The organism is Brevundimonas sp., assembly GCF_046299595.1.
Taxonomy (GTDB): domain Bacteria; phylum Pseudomonadota; class Alphaproteobacteria; order Caulobacterales; family Caulobacteraceae; genus Brevundimonas.
Genome location: NZ_JBKBHQ010000001.1, coordinates 1177777 through 1197246, shown reverse-complemented (window position 1 = coordinate 1197246; position 19470 = coordinate 1177777). Strand labels below are relative to the sequence as shown.

The window sequence follows — 19470 nt, the reverse complement described above, 5'->3', positions numbered from 1 at the left end:
GGGGACGTGCTCTCGCCACGGCGCGCGGATTTCTCTATGGCAGGGGCATGTCCGGCTGTCAGTAAACCTCAGGAGTGCCCCGTCATGCGTATCGCCTTTTCATCCTGGCCCGAGATCGACGCGCGTCTCAAGAGCCAATCGCCGCTCGCGCGCACCGTGGTCGTGCCCATCGGCTCGAACGAGCAGCACGGCCCCACGGGCCTGCTCGGCACCGACTGGCTGTGCCCGGAGATCATCGCCCTGGCCGCCGAGAGCGCCAATGAGGCCATCACCGTGGCGCCGACCTTCAACATCGGCATGGCCCAGCACCACCTGGCGTTTCCCGGCACCATCACCCTGCGGCCAAGCACCTTCATGGCGGCGATCGGCGACTGGGTCAGCTCGCTGACGCGGCACGGCTTCGAGCGCATCTATTTCCTGAACGGGCACGGCGGCAACGTGGCCTCCATCGAGGCGGCCTTTGCCGAGATCTATGCCGAGTGGTCCTATGCCGACGAGCGCGCGCCCTTCATGCTGAAGTTGCGCAACTGGTGGGATCTGCCGGGCGTCACCGACTTCTGCAACCGGATGTTCCCCGAAGGCCACGGGATGCACGCCACGCCCTCCGAGATCGCCGTGACCCAGGCGGGCTATCCCGACAGCATCAAGCGCGCCAGCTATTCGCCCCGCATCGCGCCGATCGGCCCGATCCGCGATGCCCACGACTATCGCGCCCGCTTCCCCGATGGCCGCATCGGCTCGGACCCCGATCTGGCCAGCCCCGAGAAGGGCCAGCAGATCATCGACAAGGCGGTGCCTGCGCTGGATGCGGACCTCACGGCCTTTGCCGCCGAGCAGCAGCCCTAGGCTCGCGCCCAAGGCTGGCCCCAAGGCTGGCCCCAAGGCTGGCCCCAAGGCTGACCTGATGCGGATCAGGCCGTGCGGATGATCCCGCCGTCATCGCGCACGGGCCAGGGCGTCAGCCTTGCGCCCGCGCACGGCCCGCCCACGCACAGACCGCTCAGCGGCTGGAACACCGCCCCGTGCCACGAGCACAGGATCAGCTCGCCGTCGCGGCTGAGATAGCGGTCCAGCTCTATGGCCAGCGGATGGCCCGCATGGGGGCAGCGATCGACATAGCCCGCGATCCGGCCATCCTTGTGCACGACGAAGCCGTGAAAGAAGGCCTCGCCGATCTGGAGCACATAGCTGCGCGCGCCGGGGTCGGGAATCTCGGACACCGCGCCCAGCGCGACGCCCGGCGGCGTCTTCCAGACACGGGCGCGGGGCTCTGGTTCCTCGGGCGGTGAGGGCGGCTGTGGACTCATGACTCGCTGCGCAGGGGGCGCGAGAGCAGGTCGTCGATGGCCTGATCGACGCTCAGTTCGCCCTCCAGCACCATGGCCACGGCCTCGCAGATGGGCGTGTCGATGCCCAGGCGCGCGGCCAGCTGACGCACCGCCGGCGCGCTCTCGACACCCTCGGCCACCGACAGCTTGCCCGCGCGCGCCTGCTCCAGCGTCTCGCCCCGGCCCAGCGCCAGACCGACGCTCATGTTGCGCGACTGGGGGCTGGAACAGGTCAGCACCAGATCGCCCAGACCGCACAGCCCGGCCACCGTCTCGGCGCGCCCGCCAAGGGCCACGGCCAGACGGGTCATCTCGGCAAAGCCGCGCGTGATGACGGCGGCATGGGCGCTGCGGCCCAGCGCGCGTCCCTCGACGATGCCGCAGGCGATGGCCAGAACGTTCTTGAGCGCGCCGCCCGCCTCGGCCCCGATCAGGTCGTGCGCCAGATAGGGCCGGAACGAAGGGGTGAACAGCGCCTGACCCAGCGCCTCGGCCAGCGCCTCGTCCTCGCACGCCAGGGTCACGGCGGTGGGCAGGCCGCGCGCCACCTCGCCCGCGAAGCTGGGGCCGGACAGCACGGCAGGCACGGCGTGTGGCAGGGTCTCGGCCAGCACATCGGTCATCAGGGCCAGGGAGCCGCGCTCCACGCCCTTGGCACAGATCAGCACCGGCAGCTTCTCGCGCGCATGGGGGGCGAAGGCGCTCAGCGCCGCGCGAAGGTGCTGGGCAGGGGCCACGGCCAGCACCATGTCACAGTCCGCCAGCGCCGCGAGGCTGCCGGTGACGTTTATGCGCGCATCCAGCTCGACGCCCGGCAGGAAGGCCTCGTTGACGCGGTGCTTGCGGATGGAGCGCACCACCTCGGGCTCGCGCGCCTGAAGCAGGGTGTCGAGCCCGGCTCTCGCGCACACCTGGGCCAGAGCCGTGCCCCACGCGCCCGCCCCGATCACGCCCGCGCGTCGAAAGGGCGTGGGTGCAGCGGTTTTGGTGGCGGCCGGGGCGGCGTCGGTCCGGGACATGAAGGCTCCTGGGGCTCCGGTTCCGTGGGCGGAACTCTTGTGGGTGAGCAGTCTTAGCGGCGGCGCAGGCGGCTTGGCAAAGGCTTATGCGCGCGCGCCCTTGCGCCCGGTGCGATGCACGGGGCTGAGCGCGGCGGTGACCTCGTCCAGCGGCCAGCGCGGGCGGGCAGGCGCATCGAGCGGAGATGTCAGCCCCAGCACCAGCCGCTCCAGCCCGCTGGCGGCGATCATGGCGGCATTGTCGGTGCAATAGGCCAGCGGCGGCGCATGAAACGAAAAGCCCTGCGCCTCGCAAAGCGCGGTGAGGCGTGCGCGAACGCAACCGTTGGCCGCCACTCCGCCCGCGACCACGAAGCGGCGCGCCAGGGTCTCTGGCCAGTCACGCATGGCGCGCTCGACCCGGTCGTGAAGCTGGCGGGCGATGGCGCTCTGGACGCTGGCGGCCAGATCGGCGCGGTCCTGATCGCCTTGCAGCAGCGGCACCATGCGCGCCGCCGCCGTCTTGAGCCCCGAGAAGGAAAAATCGCAACCGGCTCGCCCCAGAAGGGCGCGCGGCAGCTCGAAGCGCTCCGCATCCCCCGAGGCCGCCAGCGCCTCCAGCGCCGGACCGCCCGGATAGCCGAGGCCCATGACCTTGGCGATCTTGTCGAAGGCCTCGCCCGCCGCATCATCGAGCGTGGTGCCCAGCCGCGTCATGGCACCGATGCCCTCGACCTTCAGGATCTGGCAGTGCCCGCCCGAAACCAGCAGCAGCAGGAAGGGATAGTCGCACGCCGCCCCCAGCCGGGCCGAGACGGCGTGGCCTTCCAGATGATTGACCGCGATCAGCGGCACCTTCAGCCCCACGGCCATGGCCTTGGCGAACGACAGCCCCACCATGACCCCGCCGATCAGGCCCGGCCCGGCCGTGGCGGCGATGGCATCGAGCTGTGAAGGCGTCATGCCCGCCTCGGCCAGCGCACGGCGCGCCACCGGGGCGATGGCCTCGACATGGGCGCGCGCGGCGATCTCGGGCACCACGCCGCCAAAGGCCGCATGGGCGTCGATCTGGCTCAGCACCACCGACGACAGCACGCTCAGCGCGCCGCTGGGCTCGCGCCTCACCACGGCGGCGGCGGTCTCGTCGCAGCTGGTCTCGATGCCCAGCACCACCCGCGACGTTGCGGGCGCGTCCGTGCTCGTATAGTCGGCAGAAGCTGGCGTCATGGCGGTTCGGCGCTGAGCCCGCGCGCGGCGGGGCCTTATCGGTTGAGGGGTCCGTCCTATAGACCCGTGCCGCCCCCCTGCGAAGGCCTGCGAGCATCATGTCCGAAGCTGACCCATCCCCCGCCGCCGTCCCGACCTTGCCCGTGGTGCGCATCGCCACGCGCCGCTCGGCCCTGGCCCTGACCCAGACCCGCCAGACCCGCGACGCCCTGCTGGCGTCCCTCGGCATCCGGGCCGACGCGGACAGGGCCGCGCCCCTGCTCGAAGTCGTGACCACGGGCGACCGCATACAGGACCGGCGCCTGATGGAGGCGGGCGGCAAGGCGCTGTTCACCAAGGAGATCGAGGCCGCCCTGCTGGAGCGACGCGCCGATCTGGCCGTGCACTCCATGAAGGACATGCCCGCCGACCAGCCGCCCGGCCTTGTCATCTGCGCCGTGCCCGTGCGCGAGGATGCGCGCGATGCGCTGGTCTCTAGGCGCTATGGCAGTGTGGAGGCCCTGCCGCGCGGGGCGCGCGTGGGCACCGCCAGCCTGCGCCGTCAGGCCCAGCTTCTGAACCTGCGCCCCGATCTGGAGGTCGGACTTTTGCGCGGCAATGTGGACACGCGCCTCAGGCGGCTGGAGGCCGGAGAGTTCGAGGCCATCATTCTGGCGGCGGCGGGTCTGAGGCGTCTGGGTCTTGAGGCGCGCATCACCGCCCTGCTCGATCCCGAGGTGTTCGTGCCCGCCCCCGGACAGGGGGCGCTGGCCTTGCAATGCCGCAGCGAGGACGCCGGGCAGGACTGGGCCGGGGCGCTCGATCATGACGCGACGGCCCTGTGCGTCGCCGCAGAGCGCGGAGCCATGCGCGCGCTGGAGGGCTCGTGCCGCACCGCCATCGGTGCTCACGGGGTGATCGAGGAGGGCGTGCTGCATCTCACCGTCGAGGCGCTCAACCCCGACGGGGCGATGCGCTGGCGCCGCCGCGCCAGCATGGACATGGGCACGCGCGATCAGGCCGAGGCCATGGGCCTTGATCTGGGCCAGGCCGTGCGCCGCGATGCCGGCAACGATCTGGTGCTGGCCTGAGCCGGGCCATGAGCGCGCCACCCGGACGCATCTGGATCACCCGCACCCTGCCCGGTGCCCGTGCCACCGCGCGAAGGATCAGGGCGATGGGCTTCGCGCCGCTGGTCTCGCCGGTGCTGAAGGTGGTTGCGCGCAAGGCCCTGCCTGCGCTGCGAGGGCCTCTGGCCTTCACCAGCAGCAACGCGGTGCGTGCACTCGCCCGCAGCGACGTCGATCACGAGGCGAGGGTCTATTGCGTGGGCGATGCCACGGCCCGCGCCGCGCGGCGGGCAGGGTTTCGCGACGTGAAAAGCGCGGGCGGCGATGTCGAGGCGCTGGCCGCCCTGATCGCGCGTGAGGCCTCTGGCGGGGCCATCACCCACGTCGCGGGCCTCGATCGCGCGGGCGATCTGGCGGGCCTGCTGGGCGCTTCAGGGATCGCGGTGAATCTGGTCGAGGCCTATGAGACCCGCCGCGCCGTGCCGAAGGCCGGGCTGAAAGCCCTGCGGTCTGGGGCGCTGGGCGCCGTTCTGGTCCATTCGCCGCGCGGAGCCGAGGCGCTGGTGGATGCGCTTCATCGGCACGCGATCAGCGCCAGCGCGCAGGATCTGCCCGTGATCGCCATCTCGCAGGCTGCGGCCGCGCCCCTGCGCGCAGCGGGCATGGGGGCCATCCTCGTCAGCGACAGCCCCGACGATGCGGGCGTGTGCGAGACGCTTGGCAAAGCCGCCTCGCGCGTATAAGGAACGCGCCTGTTTCCGGGCCGCCCGCGCATCCGCGCCCGCCCGGACGGGCCGCAGTAGCTCAGCTGGTAGAGCATCGCATTCGTAATGCGAGGGTCGGGGGTTCGAGTCCCTTCTGCGGCACCAGTTTTTTCCAGCATATCCAAGCAAAATGGCGCAAATGAAGATCGCAATTCTAGGGTGGGGGTCCCTGATCTGGGATCGTCGACCCGAGTTTGACGATCAGCATGGCGAATGGTGCTTTGACGGCCCGAAACTCAAGCTCGAATTTTCAAGAATATCTAAAACACGTGGCGGTGCGCTGACGCTAGTTATTGATGATGAAAACGGCAGTCCTTGCCGGGTGGCATATGCGTTGAGTAAGAGGCGAAATCCAGACGATACCATCTGCGATTTGCGATCCAGGGAAGGTACTATCTTGAGCAGAATTGGCTACTACTTCGCGGATGGTAGCCGTCAATGTGAACCCCATACTCCAAATACCGTGATAGAATGGGCAGCGAAGAAGGGCTTGGATGTCGTCGTCTGGACAGGGCTTTCAAGCAACTTTGAGAAAGAAACCAGCAATCCGTTCTGCATAGGCGGTGCCAAGACATACCTTCAGGGGCTGACACCTGAAGGTAAAAGCGAAGCGGCCAAGTATATTAACAATGCGCCAGCTTTTGTTGACACCCCGCTGCGACGCGCTTTTCAGGATGAGTGCTGGATCCCCGAAAACTAGCCTCCCTTATCCTTAGGCGCGCGGGCATCGCGGGTTCGGACCCCGGCGCATATCGTGAAAGCCCCCATGTGAAAGCCCCCATGTGAAAGCCCCAAAGTAAGAGCCCCTACCGGCGGCTCATGACGTCGCGCACGTCGCGGGCGAGCAGGGCGGCGGGGCCCTTGTTGCGGCCCTTGGCGAACACCAGGCCGATGCTGACCGGTTCGAGCACGGGCAGTTCGTCGCGCGCGGCGGCCAGCCCTGCGGGCTTGAGCGACTGGGGGATCACGGCCACGCCGAGCCCTGCGTGCATGGCCGCGATCTGGCCCGACAGGGACGGCGATACGAAAGCCTCGCGAAAGGGAATATAGGCCGTGTCCAGCGCCTCGAGTGCGCGCTTGCGATAGACATCGGGCGCGGGCGCCAGCACCAGCGGCAGGGGGCGCAGGGCAAAGTCCTCGGGCCTGCGCGCTGCCCACTCCAGCCGCTCGGTAAAGACATTGGTGTCGGGCGCGCCTGGCTGGGGCTCGCGCTTGATCAGCGCCAGATCGAGCCGCGCCTCGGCGATGGCGCGCAGCAGGTTGGCGGTGAAGTCGCAGGTGACGGCCAGGCGCACCTTGGGGTGGGTCTCGCTGAACTGGGAGAGGATGCCGGGCAGATAGGTGGTGGCGATGTCCTCGGGCGCACCTAGCCGCACATCGCCCTCGACGCCCGTCTCCTCGAGGTGCGCCCAGATCTCCTCCTCGATGGCCAACAGCCGCCTGATCTTGGGCGCGAGGGCCGCGCCCTGGGCGGTCAGGAACACGCCTGCGCGGCTGCGCTCGAGCAGGGTGCAGCCCAGCAGGGCCTCCAGCTTCTGGACCTGCTGGGTCATGGCCGGCTGGGTGCGGTCCAGCAGGACGGCGGCGCGCGAAAAGCTCTCGGTCTCGGCGACGGTGAGGAAGGTGCGCAGCAGGGCGGGGTCGATCGGCTGTCTCATTGCATAAGCATCGCTTATTTTTTAGATGAGATCAATAAGGTTGAAGCGGGGCCGCGGCGGCCTCAAACAGCGCCGCCCCCAAAACGCCCATGGCTGCCCATGGCCCCCCATGGCCGCCGCGCGCGGCACTCCCCATCGCTCGACCCAAGCGAGGCCCGATGCACCCCGCCTTCGAATTCCTGACCTCGCCCGCCATACTTTTCTTTGTGGTCGGCATGATCGCCGCCCTTGCGCGCTCGGACCTGGCCCTGCCAGAGCCGGTCACGCGCGCCCTGTCGCTCTATCTGATGCTGTGCATCGGCTTCAAAGGCGGGGTCGAGGCGCGCGCGGCCGGGCTGTCGGCGGATTTCGCAACGGCCGCCGTGCTGGGTGTGGTGTTCAGCGCGCTGGTGCCTCTGCTGGCCTATGGGATCCTGAAGCGCATCACGCGGCTGGACCGCCAGACCCTGTGCGCCATGGCGGCGACCTATGGCTCGGTCTCGGTGGTGACGTTCGCGGCGGGCCAGCAGCATCTGGATGCAGGCGGCGCGGTCTATGGCGGCTACATGGCGGCGGTGCTGGCGATCATGGAGACTCCCGCCATCCTGACGGCCCTGATCCTGATGAACGGCGAGCGCGCCCGCTCGCACGCGGGCCGGGGCAAGGTGCTGCACGAGGTGTTCACCAACGCTGCCGCCGTGCTGCTGATCGGCAGCTTCGTGGTGGGGCTGATCTCGGGCCAGCGCGGCATGGCGCGCCTCGATGTGTTTGTCGGACCGCTGTTCCAGGGCGCCCTGTGCTTCTTCCTGCTGGAGATGGGTCTGGTGGCCGCGCGCCGCCTCATGAGCGATGGCCGCCGCCTGAGCACGGGCGTGGTCGGCTTTGCCATAGCCTTTCCGGTGCTGTGCGCGGGGCTGGGCATGGTGGCGGCGCGCGCGGCGGGCCTCGGGGCCGGGGACGGTGCCCTGTTCGCCATCCTGTGCGGATCGGCCTCCTACATCGCCGTGCCCGCCGCCATGAAGGTGGCCGCGCCGGGGGCCGACACGGGCGTCTATGTGACCGCCTCCATCGCCCTGACGTTTCCGTTCAACCTGCTGGCGGGCATACCGCTCTATGTGGCCGTGGCCGGCGTGCTGTGGTGAGCGCTCTGTGGTGAGCGCGGCGGGTCGCTGGCCCTAGCGGAACAGCAGCACCGGCACGAGACAGCCGCGGATCATGGCCGTGGTGGTGCTGCCGACGATGAACCGGCGGATGGGCGAGTGGCCATAGGCACCCATGGCCAGCAGGTCGATATCCCGCTCGCGGATATAGTCGGTAATCACGGCCTCGGGCTCGCCGGGGGTGAGGGCGACGTGGAAGGTGCCGCCCCAGGCCTCCAGCTGCTCGCGCGCCCATCCGATGTGCGCTTCGGTCTCGGGCCGGGTGCCGCCAGCCATGACAACATGAACTTCAAGGCCCTTCAGGGCAGGCTCGCCGAGCAGGAAGGTGATGGCCTTGCGCGCGCTGGCACCGCCGTCATAGGCGAGGGCGACACGGGCGATGGGGCAGAAGGCGCGCGAGGCGACCAGCACGGGCCGGGTGCTGGCGCGCACCACCTGCTCGACCGAGCCGCCCAGATGCAGCCGCGCGAAGTCGGCGTTCTCGCCGCGCTTGCCCAGCACCACGAGACGCGCCTCGCCCTCCAGCTCGGTGACATTGTCCACCAGCCCGCCGTGGCGCAGGCGGGTGCTGACGCTCAGCCCGCGCGCAGAGAGGGTTTCGCTGGCGGCCCCCAGAAGCGCCCTGCCGCGCTCCATGCGCAGGCGCCCGCGCTCTTCGTCCAGTCGGACGAGGCGCTCCATGAGATGATCCTGCGCGCCAAGGCCGATGCTGCCGGACATATCGGTGCGCACCGCGTCGGGCGTGCGGTCGAGCACGTGCAGAAGCTCGACCTCCAGCCCCAGCAGCGCCGCGACCCAGGCGGCGTGGTCACAGACACTGGCACCGTAGGTGGAGGTGTCGATACAGGCGATGACCTTGTTGCCGACCGCGTTCATGATGCGCTCCTAGTGGCTCAGAAGACGCTCGAGCGCGCCGGGCTTGTCGTGGGTGGCGAAGCGGTCGACCATGGTGGCGCTGGCCTCGTTCAGGCCCACGACCTCGACGATCGTGCCTTCGCGGCGGAACTTCAAGATCACCTTGTCGAGCGCGGCGATGGCCGAGACGTCCCAGAAATGCGCGCGGCTGACGTCGATGGTCACCTTCTCGACCGCTTCCTTGAAGTCGAAACCGGCCACAAAGGCATCGGCGGACGCAAAGAAGATCTGCCCCAGCACGGTGTAGGTGCGGTGGCCGGGCGCAGCGGCGGCGCTTTCGAGGCTGGAGCGCACGGCCACGACGCGCGCGACCTTCTGGGCGAAGAAGATGCCCGACAAGAGCACACCCGTGAACACGCCCTTGGCCAGGTCGTGGGTCAGGACGGTGACCACCACGGTGGAGAGCATCACGAAGCTGGAGCTGCGCGGCAGGCGCGGCAGGTCACGGATCGAGGCCCAGTTGAAGGTGCCGATGGCGACCATGATCATCACTGCCACCAGCGCGGGCATGGGGATCTGGGCCACCCAGGGGCCGAGCGCCACGATCATGGCCAGCAGGAACACCCCCGCAGCCAGGGTCGAGAGCCGACCCCTTCCGCCGGATTTCACATTGATGACCGACTGTCCGATCATGGCGCAGCCCGCCATGCCGCCCATGAAGCCGGCCACGATGTTCGACAGGCCCTGACCGCGGCACTCGCGGTTCTTGTCGCTGGGCGTGTCGGTCAGATCGTCCACGATGGTCGCCGTCATCAGCGATTCCAGCAGGCCCACCACGGCCAGGGTCGCCGAATAGGGCAGGATGATCATCAGGGTCTCCAGATTGAGCGGGATGTCGGGCAGCAGGAACATCGGCAGGGTCGAGGGCAGGGCACCCATGTCGCCCACCACCCGCACGTCCGCCCCCATGGCGATGCTGAGCGCCGTCAGGCCCACTATGGCCACCAGGGGCGAGGGCACGGCGCGGGTCACGCGCGGCAGCAGATAGATGATGGCCAGCCCCGCCACGACCATGGCATAGGTCATCCAGCCCATGTTGATCAGCTCGGGCATCTGGGCCAGGAAGATCAGTATGGCCAGCGCATTGACGAAGCCCGTCACCACCGAGCGCGAGACAAAACGCATCAGCGCGCCCAGCTTCAGATAGCCCGCGATGATCTGGAGCACGCCGGTCAGGACCGTGGCCGCCAGCAGATACTGAAGGCCGTGCTCGCGCACCAGGGTGACCATCAGCAGGGCCATGGCCCCCGTCGCCGCCGAGATCATGCCGGGCCGCCCGCCCGCAAAGGCGATCACCACGCAGATGGCGAACGAGGCATAAAGGCCCACCGCCGGGTCCACACCGGCAATGATCGAAAAGGCAATGGCCTCGGGAATGAGGGCCAGGGCGACGACCAGACCCGAAAGCAGGTCGCCGCGCACATTGCCGAACCAGGTCTCGCGCAGGCGTGCGGGATCAAGGGCCTGAAGTCTCATGAACGGTATTCCTCGCGCGCCGCGGTGCGGTGCGTGCCGACGGGGCGGCATTGACTATGTATGTGACTGCACGCCGGGGTGCGGAGAAGGCGCAAAATCGCCACCGCTTAGACCCGCCCCGACAGGGCAGGCAGCACGTGCGCGGCCGCCTTAGCCCGGATCATCTTGCAGCGCAACATCATGGGGCGGCCCGGAGCGGGCAGAAGGGCGTTCGTGCAGGGGCGGCCGTGCGACCCTTTGACCCGCAAGGCCTCAGGCGGGCACTGCGCCGGGCCGGGCTCGGTTGCGGACCGGTGCGGCCCATGCTAACAGGCGCGCGGCTGAGACGGGACGCCTTGTGACGAGGCGGCCCTTCATGTGCTTTCTCTAGGCATATCAAGCCTTTGGCGGTTCTGGTGTGGCTTGCGCCGGACCTGCCGCGAGACAACGCCCGATTCACATACGCTCATTCTCTGTGCGGACCAATAAAGTGGCAGATACAGTGGCAGACGATTTCAGGACGACCCAGGTCGGTGATCGCTATGCAAAGGCGCTGTTCGACCTGGCCAAGGACGAGGGTGCCCTGGCCCAGGTGCGCCGCGATCTGCACACCATCAAGGGCTGGCTGGCCGACAGTGCCGAGCTGCGCAACCTGATCGCCTCGCCGGTCTTTTCCAGCGAAGACAAGCGCGCGGGCCTGACCGCCCTGGCGCAGCGCGCCGGCCTTGGTGCAAGCGTGCAGAAGTTCCTCGGCCTGCTGGCCACCAATGGCCGCGCCGACGCCCTGAAGGCCGTGATCGCCGCCTTTGACAGACTCTATGCGCGCGAGATGGGCATCGTCTCGGCCGAGGTCGTCTCGGCTACGGCGCTGTCGAGTGCCCAGCTCGCCAGCATAAAGGGCACCCTGTCCAGATCGCTGGGCCGCGAGCCCGAGCTGTCGACGCGGGTTGACCCCTCCATTCTGGGCGGGCTTCGCGTGCGCGTCGGATCGCGCCTGTTCGATGCCTCGCTCAAGACCCGCCTCGACGAGATGAAACACGCGCTCAAGCGCGCCTGACTGACCACGCACAGCCTTGCCGGGCCTGCCCGGACCTGACAATCGAACCCGCCGGTCCCCAAGGGCCGGACCAAGAGCCAGAGAGCCAGACCATCATGGATATCCGCGCTGCCGAAATCTCGGCCATCCTGAAAGACCAGATCGCCAACTTCGGTGTCGAGGCCGATGTCTCGGACGTCGGCCAGGTGCTGTCGGTGGGTGACGGCATCGCGCGCATCCACGGCCTCGACAACGTTCAGGCCGGCGAGATGATCGCCTTCACCAAGGCCGGGGTGAAGGGCATGGCCCTGAACCTGGAGCGCGACAACGTCGGTGCGGTGATCTTCGGCGACGACCGCGCCATCGGCGAGGGCGACGAGGTCCGCCGCCTCGGCGAGATCGTGGACGTGCCCGTGGGCAAGGCCCTGCTGGGCCGCGTGGTCAACCCGCTGGGCGAGCCCATCGACGGCAAGGGCGCGATCACCGGCGAGGCCGAGCGCCGCCGCGTGGACGTGAAGGCGCCGGGCATCATTCCCCGCAAGTCGGTGCACGAGCCCATGCAGACGGGCCTCAAGGCCATCGACACCCTGATCCCGATCGGCCGCGGCCAGCGCGAGCTGATCATCGGTGACCGCCAGACCGGCAAGACCGCCGTGGCCATCGACACCATCCTGAACCAGAAGTCGATCAACGAGAGCGGCAGCGAGAGCGAGAAGCTCTACTGCATCTATGTGGCCATCGGCCAGAAGCGCTCGACCGTCGCCCAGATCGTCAAGACCCTCGAGGAGAACGGCGCGCTCGACTACACCATCGTGGTCTCGGCCACCGCGTCCGAGCCCGCGCCCCTGCAGTTCCTGGCGCCCTTCGCGGGTTGTGCCATGGGCGAGTGGTTCCGTGACAACGGCATGCACGCCCTGATCATCTATGACGACCTGTCCAAGCAGGCGGTCGCCTATCGCCAGATGTCGCTGCTGCTGCGCCGCCCGCCGGGCCGCGAGGCCTATCCGGGCGACGTGTTCTATCTGCACTCGCGCCTGCTGGAGCGCGCGGCCAAGCTGAACGCGGACAATGGCTCGGGCTCGCTGACCGCCCTGCCGATCATCGAGACCCAGGCCAACGACGTGTCGGCCTACATCCCGACCAATGTGATCTCGATCACCGACGGCCAGATCTTCCTCGAGACGGACCTGTTCTACCAGGGCATCCGCCCGGCCGTGAACGTGGGCATCTCGGTCAGCCGCGTGGGCTCCTCGGCCCAGGTGAAGGCGATGAAGCAGGTGGCCGGTTCCATCAAGGGCGAGCTGGCCCAGTATCGCGAGATGGCCGCCTTCGCCAAGTTCGGCTCGGACCTCGATGCCACCACCCAGCGCCTGCTGGCGCGCGGCGCGCGCCTGACGGAGCTGCTCAAGCAGCCCCAGTACGCGCCCCTGAAGGTCGAGGAGCAGGTGGTGTCCATCTATGCGGGCACGCGCGGCTATCTCGATGGCCTCGACGTGGCCGACGTGGGCCGCTTCGAGAGCGAGCTGCTGGCGCGCATGAACTCCAGCCACGCCGACCTGATGAGCGCCCTGCGCGAGAAGAAGGCGCTGACGCCCGAGATCGAGGCCGAGCTGAAGTCCGCCCTCGACGCCTTCGCCAAGACCTTCGCCTGATAGGCTGAACTCCAGGAGACAGAGGAAAGCCGAATGGCCAGCCTGAAGGAAATGCGCAATCGGATCGGAAGCGTGAAGGCCACGCAGAAGATCACGAAAGCCATGCAGATGGTCGCTGCCGCCAAGCTCAAGCGCGCGCAGGACCAGGCCATGGCCGCGCGTCCCTATGCCGAGAAGATGGCTTCGGTCATCGCCAATCTCGCCCAGGGCGTGTCCGGCGACGACGCCCCGCGCCTGCTGGTGGGCACGGGCGAGACGCAGCGCCATCTGGTCGTGGTCGCCACCGCCGACAAGGGCCTTGCGGGCGGGTTCTCGACCAATGTGGTGCGGGCCGCGCGCGAGCACATCCAGGGCCTGATCGCCCAGGGCAAGGACGTGCGCATTCTCGCCGTGGGCCGCAAGTCGCGCGACCAGCTGCGCCGCAACTTCCCCGACCGCATCCTCGAGACCTTCGAGCTGTCGGCCCACAAGACCATTGGTCTGGCCGCCGCCCAGCCCATCGCCGAGCGTATCGCCGCCGAGTTCGAGGGCGGGCACGCGGATGTGGTGACGCTGTTCTATTCGCGCTTCCGCTCGGTCATCAGCCAGGTGCCCACGGGCCGCCAGCTGATCCCGGCCATCGTGGAGGGCGACGCCGCCCCGGTGGACCTGAACGGCGCGGTCTACGAGTACGAGCCCTCGGAGGAGGAAATCCTCGAGACCCTGCTGCCGCGCTCGATCACCACCCAGATCCTGGCCGCCCTCTATGAGAACCAGGCCGGTTTCTTCGGCGCCCAGATGAGCGCCATGGACAACGCCACGCGCAACGCCGGCGACCTCATCAATGCGCTTACCTTGCAATACAACCGATCGCGTCAGGCCCAGATCACCAAGGAACTGATCGAGATCATCTCGGGCGCCGAAGCGCTCTAAGACACCTGTTCACGACGAAGACGGAACCAGACACATGGCCACCGCCACCAAGACGACCGCCGCCAAAGCCCCCGCCGCCCGCAAGCCTGCGGCGAAGAAGCCCGCCGCCGCAAAGGCCGCGCCCAAGGCGGCCGCCCGCACCAGCGAGGGCGTGGCCACGGGCCGCATCATCCAGGTGATCGGCGCCGTCGTCGACGTCGAGTTCGATGGCCACCTGCCCGCCATCCTCGGCGCGCTGGAGACCCAGAACGTGGACCAGCGCACGGGCGAGCCCTTCCGTCTGGTGCTCGAAGTGGCCCAGCACCTCGGCGAGAACATGGTGCGCACCATCGCCATGGACACCACCGAGGGCCTGACCCGCGGCCAGCCGGTCATCGATACGGGCAAGGCGATCATGGCACCGGTGGGACCGGGCACGCTGGGCCGCATCATGAACGTGGTGGGTGATCCCATCGACGAGGCCGGCCCGATCCAGACCACCGAATACCGCCCGATCCACAAGGAGGCGCCGAGCTTCGAGGAGCAGTCCACCAGCTCGGAAATCCTGGTCACCGGCATCAAGGTGATCGACCTGCTGTGCCCCTACACCAAGGGCGGCAAGATCGGCCTGTTCGGCGGCGCGGGCGTGGGCAAGACCGTGACCATGCAGGAACTGATCAACAACATCGCCAAGGCCTACGGCGGCTATTCGGTGCTGGCGGGCGTGGGCGAGCGCACCCGCGAGGGCAACGACCTGTATCACGAGATGATCGAGTCCAACGTGAACGTGGACCCGGCCAAGAACAACGGCTCGACCGAAGGCTCCAAGTGCGCCCTGGTCTATGGCCAGATGAACGAGCCGCCCGGCGCGCGCGCCCGCGTGGCCCTGACGGGCCTGTCCATTGCCGAATACTTCCGCGACGAGGAAGGCAAGGACGTGCTGCTGTTCGTGGACAACATCTTCCGCTTTACCCAGGCCGGTTCCGAAGTGTCGGCCCTGCTGGGCCGCATCCCCTCGGCGGTGGGCTATCAGCCGACCCTGGCGACCGAGATGGGCAATCTGCAAGAGCGCATCACCTCGACCCGCAAGGGCTCGATCACCTCGGTGCAGGCCATCTATGTGCCCGCCGACGACCTGACCGATCCGGCGCCTGCCACCTCGTTCGCCCACCTGGACGCCACCACCGTGCTGAGCCGCGACATCGCCGCCCAGGCCATCTTCCCCGCCGTGGACCCGCTGGACTCCACCTCGCGGATCATGGATCCGCTGGTGATCGGCGAGGAGCACTACCGCGTGGCGCGCATGACCCAGGAAGTGCTGCAGCAGTACAAGGCACTCAAGGACATCATCGCCATCCTCGGCATGGACGAGCTGTCCGAAGAGGACAAGCTGGTCGTGGCCCGCGCGCGCAAGATCCAGCGCTTCCTGTCCCAGCCGTTCTTCGTGGCCGAGCAGTTCACCAACCAGCCCGGCAAGTTCGTCGAGCTGGCCGACACGATCCGCTCGTTCAAGGCCATCTGCGAGGGCGAATACGACCACCTTCCCGAAGCGGCCTTCTACATGGTCGGCACCATCGAGGAAGCGGTCGAGAAGGCCCAGAAGCTGGCAGCGGAAGCCGCGTGATGAAGGCTGCGGTCTTCATCCCGGCGATGATGGCCGCTTCACTTTGCGCAGGAGCGGCCGCAGCCCAAGCAGCGCGTTTTGATCCCGAGGAAACACCTCGAGTGTTTCGCGAGGCTGTCTTGGGCTTTTGTGCCGAGCGCGTACTGGGGCAGGCAATCGTTCCTTACTCGATCGATCCTGCCGGAGACGAGTGGGTTGATGTGCGCCGCGATGTGATTGTTACCGGTGGTCAGAGAATCTTTGCCGGTCGCATTCACAGGCATTCCGCTGTGATTGTCGATTTATCGCCGGGCGACCACAGCTGCTTTGTTCAAGCCCCCCTCATCGAGCCCTCAACGGACATCCTGGAGAGACTGCGGGCAGAGATTCTAGATCGTCCCGGTGCCATGCTGCTGGATGAACGCAACACGCCGGAAGGTCATCACGCTCTTTATGGTCTTATCGACGAGCAGTCCGATCTGGTGCCGATCTTTGCGTTGAATGGGAACGGACCTGAAAACTTCGAAGTGACGGTGATCGTCGCAATGGGTGCCAAGGGTAACTGAGCATGACCGGCAAACTGAACTTCTCCCTCGTCTCGCCCGAGCGCGAGGTCTTCTCGGGCCTGGTGGATCAGGTCGATGCGCCGGGCGTCGAGGGCGACTTCGGCGTTCTGCCTCATCACGCGCCCTTCATGACCGCGCTTCGCGAAGGCGCGGTCACGGTGCATGACGGCAATGCGCGCCGCATCTTCGACGTGCGCGGCGGCTTTGCCGACGTCACGCCCGAGGGCCTGACCATACTGGCCGAGGAAGCCAGCGAGCGCGTGCAGCCTTAAGCCAGCTCGGCCTCGAGGTCGGCGAGGCGCGCGGCCTGATCCTCGGCGATCAGGGCATCCAGCACCGGATCAAGCTCGCCTTCCAGAATCTGGGGCAGGCTGTGCAGCGTCAGGCCGATGCGGTGGTCGGTCACGCGCCCTTGCGGGAAGTTGTAGGTGCGGATGCGCTCCGAGCGGTCGCCCGAGCCGACCTGGCTCTTGCGCGCGGCGGCGCGGGCCTGATCCTTTTCCTGGCGTTGCAGGTCATACAGCCGGATGCGCAGGTTCTTCATCGCCTTGTCCCGGTTGACGTGCTGGGACTTCTCGGAGCTGGTCACGACGATGCCCGTGGGCAGGTGGGTGATGCGCACCGCCGAGTCGGTCTTGTTGACGTGCTGGCCGCCCGCGCCCGACGAGCGATAGGTGTCCACGCGGATGTCGGCGTCGCGGATCTCGATCTCGACGTCCTCGACCTCGGGCAGGACGGCGACGGTGGCGGCCGAGGTGTGGATGCGCCCGCCCGCCTCGGTCACGGGCACGCGCTGCACGCGGTGCACGCCGCTCTCGAACTTGAGCCGCCCGAACACGCCGTGGCCGGTGATGGTGGCGATGACTTCCTTGTAGCCGCCGGCCTCGCCCTCTGACACGCTGTCGATCTCGACGCGCCAGCCGCGCGCGCTGGCATAGCGCGAATACATCCGGAACAGGTCGCCCGCGAACAGCGCCGCCTCGTCCCCGCCGGTGCCTGCGCGCACCTCGATCACCGCCGAGGCGTTCTCGTCCGCATCGCGCGGGGCCAGCATCAGGGCGACCTCGCGCTCGATCTCGGGCAGGCGCTCTTTCAGGGCCTCGATCTCGGCGCGGGCCATCTCGGCCATTTCGGGGTCGGCCTGAAGCTCGCCCAGCTCCTCCAGCTCCCGGCGCGCGCGCGCGAGGCTCATCACGGCGTCGGCCACGGGCTTGAGTTCCGCGTGCTCGCGCGACAGGCGCACGATCTCGGCGCCATCGCTGGCGGCGCTCATGCGCGCCTCGACCTCATGGAAGCGGTCGAGCACCTGATCGAGACGGGCCTGGGGCAGTCGCACGCGGGAAAAACTCGCAATGGCTGGCGAAGGGAGGGGCTGTCTAGCCCGCAAGGCCGCGCTTGAGAAGGCCCGCGCCGCACGCGCCTCAGGCGGGGCGGGTCTCGCGGAAGCTGTCGCGCGCTTCCAGCAGGCCTTGCAGGGCCTCAAGCGCCGGGCGTGTGGTGCGCCAGTCCACGTCCGGGTGGCGGAAGTCGAGCCATGTGAGGGCGACCACCGTGGTCAGGGAACCTGCATGAAAGGCCTGATCCTGACGCGCCAGCACCTCAAGGCGATCAAGGGTGGCCAGCAGATTGTGATGCCAGCGGCTCATCCAGTGGGCAGAGCGCTCGCTTTCGGGGCGGCGCTTTTCCAGCAGCCACTTGACGCCCATTTCCAGCGCGCCATTGGCGAGGGCCTCGTGCTGGGCGATGCCGTGGCGCTGCATACCCTCGCCATAGAGGGAAGGGCCGGAGCCCTGTTCGTCGAGAAAGCGCGCGATCAGCGGACTGTCGATCAGGCCCGTGCCATCGTCCAGCAGCAGGGCCGGCACCTGGGCCAGCGGGTGCACGGCGACCAGATCGGGGTCCGAGCCGTAAGGATCGACGACGCGCTCTTCGAGGCGAAGCCCCTTCTCGCGCGCGACGATGCGCACTTTGCGCGCATAGGGCGAGGGCGGTGTGATCAGCAGTGTCGTCATGCGGCCTGCTCCTGTTTCTCGCGCTCGATCTCGGCGGCGCGCGCCTCGACCAGAGCCACGATGTGCTCGACCATGCCCGCATTGTCCTGCTTGTGATCGGGGCGACCGGCGACATAGACCATGCCCGCGCCCTTGCCTCCGCCGGTAAAGCCGATGTCGGTGAACAGCGCCTCGCCCGGCCCGTTGACCACACAGCCGATGATCGACAGCGACATGGGCGTGGTGATGTGCGCCAGCCGCGCCTCCAGCGTGGCCACCGTCTCGATCACGTCAAAGCCCTGCCGCGCGCAGGACGGGCAGGCGATGATGTTGACGCCGCGCGCCCTCAGCCCCAGCGACTTGAGGATGTCGAAGCCCACGCGCACCTCCTCGACCGGATCGGCGGCGAGACTGACGCGGATGGTGTCGCCGATCCCCGCCCACAGGAGGGCGCCCAAGCCTATGGACGACTTGATGGTGCCGATGCGCTGCGGCCCCGCCTCGGTCACGCCCAGATGCAGCGGGCAGTCGATGGCCTCGGCGAGCTGCTGATAGGCCGCCACGGTCAGGAAGGGATCGGACGCCTTCACCGAAATCTTGAACTCGTGAAAGTCGTGGTCCTGAAGGATGCGGGCATGGCCAAGGGCGCTCTCGACCATGGCTTCGGGGCACGGCTCGCCATACCTTTCCAGCAGGTCGCGCTCCAGCGAGCCGGCATTGACGCCGATGCGCATGGAACAGCCGTTGGCCCGCGCCGCGCTGATCACCTCGCGCACCCGGTCGGGTGAGCCGATATTGCCCGGATTGATACGCAGGCACGCCGCGCCCGCCTCGGCGGCCTCGATGCCGCGCCGGTAGTGAAAGTGGATGTCCGCGACCAGAGGCACCTTCGCCTCGCGCGCGATGGTGCGGAAGGCCGCGGTGGAGTCCTCGTCGGGGCAGGACACGCGCACGATGTCGGCCCCCGCTTCCTCCAGCGCCCTGATCTGGTCGAGGGTGGCGCGCGCGTCCGAGGTGGGCGTGTTGGTCATGGACTGCACCGAAATGGGCGCATCCCCGCCCACCAGAACCGACCCGACGCGGATCTGGCGCGAGCGGCGGCGCTCGATGTGGCGCCAGGGGCGGACGTGACCGATGTGCGATGCGCTCATGGGCAATCAGATAGTCCGATTGTGCGCGCGCGGCCAGCGTGGGCGCG

The 19470-nt window shown here is 68.2% G+C and carries 20 protein-coding genes and 1 tRNA gene; 12 read left to right on the top strand and 9 right to left on the bottom strand.

Features of this window, described 5'->3' with window-relative positions:
- Positions 1 to 84 precede the first annotated feature (84 nt).
- Positions 85 to 846, top strand: a complete 762-nt coding sequence (locus ACK4E3_RS05995) for a creatininase family protein (protein WP_409697759.1) — start codon at positions 85 to 87, stop codon at positions 844 to 846.
- A gap of 65 nt (positions 847 to 911) precedes the next feature.
- Here ACK4E3_RS05995 and ACK4E3_RS05990 read toward each other — a convergent pair whose 3' ends face one another.
- The 3 genes from ACK4E3_RS05990 to tsaD form a co-directional block, all read right to left on the bottom strand.
- Positions 912 to 1307, bottom strand: coding sequence for a Rieske (2Fe-2S) protein (locus ACK4E3_RS05990; protein WP_409697756.1), 396 nt, complete (start codon positions 1305 to 1307; stop codon positions 912 to 914).
- Positions 1304 to 2347, bottom strand: coding sequence for an NAD(P)H-dependent glycerol-3-phosphate dehydrogenase (locus tag ACK4E3_RS05985; RefSeq protein ID WP_409697753.1), 1044 nt, complete (start codon positions 2345 to 2347; stop codon positions 1304 to 1306). The genes ACK4E3_RS05990 and ACK4E3_RS05985 overlap by 4 nt, the downstream gene beginning before the upstream one ends.
- 84 nt (positions 2348 to 2431) lie before the next feature.
- Positions 2432 to 3553 (bottom strand): tRNA (adenosine(37)-N6)-threonylcarbamoyltransferase complex transferase subunit TsaD, encoded by a 1122-nt coding sequence (tsaD, locus tag ACK4E3_RS05980; RefSeq protein ID WP_409697750.1) that lies wholly within the window; start codon positions 3551 to 3553, stop codon positions 2432 to 2434.
- A gap of 98 nt (positions 3554 to 3651) precedes the next feature.
- Between tsaD and hemC the strand changes: the two genes are divergently transcribed.
- From hemC to ACK4E3_RS05960, 4 genes are all read left to right on the top strand, one after another.
- The gene (gene hemC, locus ACK4E3_RS05975; RefSeq protein WP_409697747.1) at positions 3652 to 4623 is read left to right on the top strand and encodes a hydroxymethylbilane synthase; all 972 of its coding nucleotides are present in this window, start codon (positions 3652 to 3654) and stop codon (positions 4621 to 4623) included.
- A gap of 8 nt (positions 4624 to 4631) precedes the next feature.
- Positions 4632 to 5345: a uroporphyrinogen-III synthase gene (locus ACK4E3_RS05970; protein ID WP_409697743.1), complete on the top strand. Its 714-nt coding sequence runs from the start codon at positions 4632 to 4634 to the stop codon at positions 5343 to 5345.
- 50 nt (positions 5346 to 5395) lie between these two features.
- Positions 5396 to 5471 (top strand) — tRNA-Thr (locus ACK4E3_RS05965).
- A 34-nt stretch (positions 5472 to 5505) separates the two neighbouring features.
- A complete protein-coding gene (locus tag ACK4E3_RS05960; protein ID WP_409697740.1) occupies positions 5506 to 6066 on the top strand; it encodes a hypothetical protein in 561 nt (186 codons plus the stop codon).
- A 106-nt stretch (positions 6067 to 6172) separates the two neighbouring features.
- Here ACK4E3_RS05960 and ACK4E3_RS05955 read toward each other — a convergent pair whose 3' ends face one another.
- Complete coding sequence (locus ACK4E3_RS05955) at positions 6173 to 7024, bottom strand: LysR family transcriptional regulator (protein WP_409697737.1); 852 nt, start codon at positions 7022 to 7024, stop codon at positions 6173 to 6175.
- A 158-nt stretch (positions 7025 to 7182) separates the two neighbouring features.
- Between ACK4E3_RS05955 and ACK4E3_RS05950 the strand changes: the two genes are divergently transcribed.
- Positions 7183 to 8145: a sodium-dependent bicarbonate transport family permease gene (locus ACK4E3_RS05950; protein WP_409697734.1), complete on the top strand. Its 963-nt coding sequence runs from the start codon at positions 7183 to 7185 to the stop codon at positions 8143 to 8145.
- 33 nt (positions 8146 to 8178) lie between these two features.
- Here ACK4E3_RS05950 and ACK4E3_RS05945 read toward each other — a convergent pair whose 3' ends face one another.
- Positions 8179 to 9039 carry a universal stress protein gene (locus tag ACK4E3_RS05945; protein WP_409697732.1) on the bottom strand — a complete coding sequence of 287 codons (861 nt, stop codon included), beginning with the start codon at positions 9037 to 9039 and terminating at the stop codon, positions 8179 to 8181.
- Between the two features lie 9 nt (positions 9040 to 9048).
- Positions 9049 to 10554 (bottom strand): SulP family inorganic anion transporter, encoded by a 1506-nt coding sequence (locus ACK4E3_RS05940; RefSeq protein ID WP_409697730.1) that lies wholly within the window; start codon positions 10552 to 10554, stop codon positions 9049 to 9051.
- A gap of 481 nt (positions 10555 to 11035) precedes the next feature.
- Here ACK4E3_RS05940 and ACK4E3_RS05935 point away from each other — a divergent pair, with 481 nt between their 5' ends.
- The 6 genes from ACK4E3_RS05935 (at position 11036) to ACK4E3_RS05910 (ending at position 16553) form a co-directional block, all read left to right on the top strand.
- Positions 11036 to 11590: a F0F1 ATP synthase subunit delta gene (locus tag ACK4E3_RS05935; RefSeq protein ID WP_409701119.1), complete on the top strand. Its 555-nt coding sequence runs from the start codon at positions 11036 to 11038 to the stop codon at positions 11588 to 11590.
- A gap of 95 nt (positions 11591 to 11685) precedes the next feature.
- Entirely contained in the window at positions 11686 to 13221 is a 1536-nt protein-coding gene (atpA, locus tag ACK4E3_RS05930; RefSeq protein WP_409697727.1) for a F0F1 ATP synthase subunit alpha, read from the top strand.
- A 33-nt stretch (positions 13222 to 13254) separates the two neighbouring features.
- Positions 13255 to 14133, top strand: coding sequence for a F0F1 ATP synthase subunit gamma (locus ACK4E3_RS05925; RefSeq protein ID WP_409697724.1), 879 nt, complete (start codon positions 13255 to 13257; stop codon positions 14131 to 14133).
- Positions 14134 to 14167: 34 nt separating this feature from the next.
- The gene (gene atpD / locus ACK4E3_RS05920; RefSeq protein WP_409697721.1) at positions 14168 to 15736 is read left to right on the top strand and encodes a F0F1 ATP synthase subunit beta; all 1569 of its coding nucleotides are present in this window, start codon (positions 14168 to 14170) and stop codon (positions 15734 to 15736) included.
- A complete protein-coding gene (locus tag ACK4E3_RS05915) occupies positions 15736 to 16281 on the top strand; it encodes a hypothetical protein (protein ID WP_409697718.1) in 546 nt (181 codons plus the stop codon). Before atpD ends, ACK4E3_RS05915 begins: the two co-directional genes overlap by 1 nt.
- 2 nt (positions 16282 to 16283) lie before the next feature.
- Entirely contained in the window at positions 16284 to 16553 is a 270-nt protein-coding gene (locus tag ACK4E3_RS05910) for an ATP synthase F1 subunit epsilon (protein ID WP_409697715.1), read from the top strand.
- On the opposite strand, the gene prfA is transcribed toward ACK4E3_RS05910, so the two are convergent.
- The 3 genes from prfA to ispG all read right to left on the bottom strand — a co-directional run bounded on the left by prfA (position 16550) and on the right by ispG (position 19423).
- The gene (prfA, locus tag ACK4E3_RS05905; RefSeq protein ID WP_409697712.1) at positions 16550 to 17617 is read right to left on the bottom strand and encodes a peptide chain release factor 1; all 1068 of its coding nucleotides are present in this window, start codon (positions 17615 to 17617) and stop codon (positions 16550 to 16552) included. The genes ACK4E3_RS05910 and prfA overlap by 4 nt on opposite strands.
- 85 nt (positions 17618 to 17702) lie before the next feature.
- Positions 17703 to 18293 (bottom strand): glutathione S-transferase N-terminal domain-containing protein, encoded by a 591-nt coding sequence (locus ACK4E3_RS05900; protein WP_409697709.1) that lies wholly within the window; start codon positions 18291 to 18293, stop codon positions 17703 to 17705.
- Complete coding sequence (ispG, locus tag ACK4E3_RS05895; protein ID WP_409697706.1) at positions 18290 to 19423, bottom strand: flavodoxin-dependent (E)-4-hydroxy-3-methylbut-2-enyl-diphosphate synthase; 1134 nt, start codon at positions 19421 to 19423, stop codon at positions 18290 to 18292. The genes ACK4E3_RS05900 and ispG overlap by 4 nt, the downstream gene beginning before the upstream one ends.
- Between the last annotated feature and the right edge of the window lie 47 nt (positions 19424 to 19470).